The following is a 1,677-nucleotide window of genomic DNA, read 5'->3' as shown; positions in this document are numbered from 1 at the left end:
GGCAAAAATAGTCAACAGTGTACTTTTGGTTTCTTTAAATAAAGCTTTTGGAGGAATGCCTGTAAAACTTGAAATTAATAAAGGAAGCCAGTAGAAACCGAGTAACAATACGGCAACACTATAGATAATGATATAAGCATGTAATCTCTGAATTTCTTCAAACGACATGGTACCGGCATTATAAGCTGCAATGGCAAAAACCCCATAAGGTGTTAATTTTACCACCATTTTATTGATATGATTCAATCCTTCTCCAATAACATCCAAACCAGATAAAACTCCCTCTTTCTGTTCTATTTTACTAATCCCTATCCCTAAAAAAATACTAAACAATACAACCGCAGGTACCACATTGTTAGACATAGAGGCAAATGGATTGGATGGGATATATAAACTTAACAAGTCCAAAGCAGGTACTGGCTCAATACTAGATGCTTTAAAATAAGAAGCCGCAGACCAACTAGGCAATGCCAAAGGAAGCAATACTAAAAATACCACCCCGGTGGCAAGCAATAGAAATAAAATTTTCAAACCGTTGATCACCATGGTTTTTCCATCTTCCATAGACATACGACCCAAGTTTGCGATAATAGAAACCATGATATAAGGCAGCACCGTCATTTGCAACAATCCAATAAAGCCATCTCCTATATAGGAAAAGAAACCGCAATACTCTCCAAAGAACAGGCCAATGAAGACTCCTAATAACAATCCAATCACAATTTTTTTCGACAAGCTCATATCTCTAATTTTCAATTTCTAAAGCGATTCTCAAATGTAAATTAAAAAAAGAATGCATCCAATATTGTAATCATTTTAAATATTTTTTTTACGCAGGCACTTCACTGTAGAGTTTGGCTGTTTCACTTTGGTTTTTCCATAAACAACCCAGTCTTTCCGTATATTTACTATTATAAATTTTAAATGAGAACGGTATGAGAAAAACAAAATTTAATTGGGAAGCTTTCTCTTCAAAAAACCGAATGAAAATTATTGAAGAGATAAAAAACACCATCAATAAATATGGTTATATTGTAAACTTTAATATGTTTTCAGATCTCGCTTTAAGTTTGAGTGCAGAAGTTGATGAAAATCAAATAGAGAATCTGTATAACGATTTAGAAAAACATACAAGCATGTCTAAATTAGATCGACTTAAATTGAATTTAAAATCAAAAAAAGAAGCTGTCGTTTTTCTAAACATATTATTTGCACGAGGAACAGGTGATGTAAGCCATATCAAACCAATGGTTGACGGATGATAAACTAAGTTTATCCAATATTTATAATAGGTTTTAATTCATAGGAGACTATGGTTAAAACCTATTTTTTTGGCAAAATCCAAATCAAAAAAATCATCATTTAATTAACTTTGTGTATCTTTGACAAATCTTAGGAAACAATGCAGCAGAAGTATCTTAAATCACTACTTTTCTACAAGCTAAATTCATTAGCAAAAACATTGATTTCTTTAAAGTCTAACAATTACAATAAAGCTTTAGTACAAACTTTCTCATACAAGAACACTTGTGTGCTGCAATTTTGTGTGAAAAATTAAAATATAATTCTCAATGAACATCCTATTAAAATCTGCAACCATTTTTGATAAAAACAGTAAGTTTCACAAGCAAACAAAAGATGTTTTAATTCAGAATAATACATTTACTCAAATAGCAG

Annotated in this window: 2 protein-coding genes; one reads left to right on the top strand and one right to left on the bottom strand. The window is 31.4% G+C overall.

Annotated features, from left to right (window positions below; genetic code table 11):
• On the bottom strand, positions 1-741 hold a 741-nt coding region (locus P8H68_RS11625), incomplete at its 3' end, for a cation:dicarboxylase symporter family transporter (protein WP_300325254.1).
• A 194-nt stretch (positions 742-935) separates the two neighbouring features.
• Between P8H68_RS11625 and P8H68_RS11620 the strand changes: the two genes are divergently transcribed.
• Entirely contained in the window at positions 936-1,262 is a 327-nt protein-coding gene (locus P8H68_RS11620; protein WP_300325251.1) for a hypothetical protein, read from the top strand.
• The last annotated feature ends 415 nt before the right edge of the window (positions 1,263-1,677 follow it).

Origin of the sequence: Flavicella sp. (assembly GCF_029238425.1) — a bacterium.
Classification (GTDB): domain Bacteria; phylum Bacteroidota; class Bacteroidia; order Flavobacteriales; family Flavobacteriaceae; genus Flavicella.
Note: the sequence above shows the minus strand (reverse complement) of the source record. Positions and strands in the feature narration are given on the sequence as shown.

What these genes read in the sequence shown, in the direction of transcription:
- P8H68_RS11620 (WP_300325251.1), top strand. Translation starts at nt 936, where the DNA reads ATGAGAAAAACAAAATTTAATTGGGAAGCTTTCTCTTCAAAAAACCGA.